This is a genomic window from Ilumatobacter sp., assembly GCF_041688325.1.
Classification (GTDB): domain Bacteria; phylum Actinomycetota; class Acidimicrobiia; order Acidimicrobiales; family Ilumatobacteraceae; genus Ilumatobacter_A.
In genome coordinates, this window is the sequence record NZ_JBDNIJ010000080.1 from 1 (window position 1) to 2,140 (window position 2,140).

The 2,140-nt window shown below is 64.7% G+C and carries 3 protein-coding genes; 1 reads left to right on the forward strand and 2 read right to left on the reverse strand.

The window, feature by feature from the left end; translation table 11 throughout:
* The coding region (locus ACH2EI_RS05620) for a sulfatase/phosphatase domain-containing protein (protein ID WP_395159397.1) at window positions 1-540 on the forward strand (540 nt) is incomplete at its 5' end.
* Window positions 541-861: 321 nt separating this feature from the next.
* Here ACH2EI_RS05620 and ACH2EI_RS05625 read toward each other — a convergent pair.
* On the reverse strand, window positions 862-2,004 hold the full coding sequence (locus tag ACH2EI_RS05625) for a Zn-dependent alcohol dehydrogenase (protein ID WP_395159399.1): 1,143 nt from the start codon (window positions 2,002-2,004) through the stop codon (window positions 862-864).
* A partial coding sequence (locus tag ACH2EI_RS05630; protein ID WP_395159401.1) for an aldehyde dehydrogenase family protein occupies window positions 1,995-2,140 on the reverse strand: 146 nt, incomplete at its 5' end. The genes ACH2EI_RS05625 and ACH2EI_RS05630, both read right to left, overlap by 10 nt.

Genomic DNA, 2,140 nt, shown 5'->3' on the forward strand with positions numbered 1-2,140 from the left:
GACACGATCATCGTGTTCACCAGCGACCACGGCGACATGATGGGCGATCACGGCCTGATGCTGAAGTTGATCATGCACTTCGAAGGGTGCCTGCGCGTGCCACTCATCATCAGCGCACCCGGTCGCCAACCGGCTCGCACCTCGTCACTCGCCGCGAGCATCGACCTGCCCCACACGCTGCTCGATCTCTGTGGTGTCGCCGAGTATCAAGGCATGCAGGGCACCAGCTTGGCGCCGATCCTCGATGACCCGTTGGCGCATGTGCGTGACACCGTCTTCGTCGAAGACGACTTCCCGGCGGCGGAAACGGGTGCGCCGTTGCCGCTCAAAACCCGCACTGTGGTGACCGTCACGCATCGCTACAGCCGCGACAGCAACGGCCACGAAACGCTCTACGACCTCGAGCACGACCCCGACGAACTCATCAACCTCGCCGTCGCCAACCGCGATCCCGCCGCACGCGTCGCCGCACTCGATGTCCTGTGCGAGCAGATGCTGCGCGCCGACGATGTCACCCGAATGGAACCCGTTTCCCTCTGACCGACCCTGCCGCCGCGAACGTGTGACATCTCGACGGCGAGATCGAGACCTTCTGGACGGGTGCCACGGTCACCCACCGATTCGTCGAGGCAAGCACGCTGCGCTGGCACGCTGCGACGGCCCGTGATCCAACAAACCCGGACGGCGTGGTGTTCCTCCACGGATTGCCAGAGAACTGAGTATGTCGGCGCCACCGCTGCGAACCAGTGACCCGCCCTCACGGCGGAAAGCGCGCTGCACCTCGTTGCCTTCGTACACACCAATCACCGCCGAAATCAGAGCGCGTCGATACTCACGGTTACCTCACAAGTTGACCAAGGCTCAACGAGGAGCAGTCGGATGCTCGATGATGATGACGTTGCGGCGTGCCTGGCCCGAACGCGTCGATGCAATCGCCTCATTGATCTGATCGAGGGCATATGTCGCCGTAATGAGTTGGTCGAGGTGTAGGTCGCCGTCTGCGTACAGCTGGCTCAGCCGTGGCAGGTCGCGCGCAAGGTCCGCCGAACCCATGAACGAGCCAATCACTCGCTTGCCATCACCGGCGAACCCGCTCCCATCGATCGACACGACGTCGCCGGTGCGCGTCATCCCGACAACAACGACGGTTCCGCCCTTGCGCGCGATGCCAATGGCCTGCTCGATCGCAGCCGTCGAGCCAACAGTGACAAACACGTAATCAGCGCCGCGCCCACCGGTCATCGCAGCAACTGCGGCACCGACGTCGACCCGGTCGGCTCGAACGACATCGGTGGCGCCGAACTCCTTGGCGTCATCGAGTTTCTGGTCGCTGACGTCGACAGCGATGATCGGCGACGCGCCCGCCACCCTGGCGCCCTGGATCGAGTTGAGCCCGACCCCTCCGGCACCAACAACGACCACGCTCGAATCAGCGAGCACGTCGGCGGTGTTGGTAACGGCCCCGAAGCCCGTGATCACGCCGCACGCGAGGAGCGAAGCGACGTCAAAACCCATCGAGTCAGCAATGCGCGCAACCTGCGAGTGATGGACGACTGTTCGCTCGGCAAAGGCGCCGGTGTACACGCCTTGGACGACGTCGTTGCCGTCGGCATCGTGGAGCCGGTGCTCGGTTGCGATGGCGAAATCGGCTCGACGCTCACAGAGGTGCGTCTCGTGACGGTGGCAGAAGAAGCAGTCACGGCAATTGCGCAGCAGCGAGACGACCACGCGGTCGCCGACTGCCACCGACTCGACGCCTGGCCCGACGGCTGCGATGACGCCGGATGCTTCATGACCGTTGACGGCGGGGAGCGCTCCGCCCCAGGACCCGTCGTTGGCGTGCAGGTCGCTCGCGCAGATGGCGACGGCGTGGATGTCGACGAGCACCTCGTCGCGCTTGGGCGGGTCGATGAACAGTTCCTCGATGACGAGCGGCGCACCGAACTCGCGACACACCGCTGCCTTCATCGTGAGCGCTCCGTCGGGCCGGGTGCTCACACCCATCCGCTGACCGCCTTCACTTCAAGGAACTCTTCCAGACCCCACGTGCCGCCCTCACGTCCGTTGCCGGACTGGCGGTAACCACCAAACGGCGAACCGGCCGAACGCGACTTGCCGTTCATCTCGACCATGCCGGACC

Bases quoted from the DNA above. Each gene is read 5' to 3' on its own strand.
- ACH2EI_RS05625 (WP_395159399.1), bottom strand. From the start codon at position 2,004: ATGGGTGTGAGCACCCGGCCCGACGGAGCGCTCACGATGAAGGCAGCG.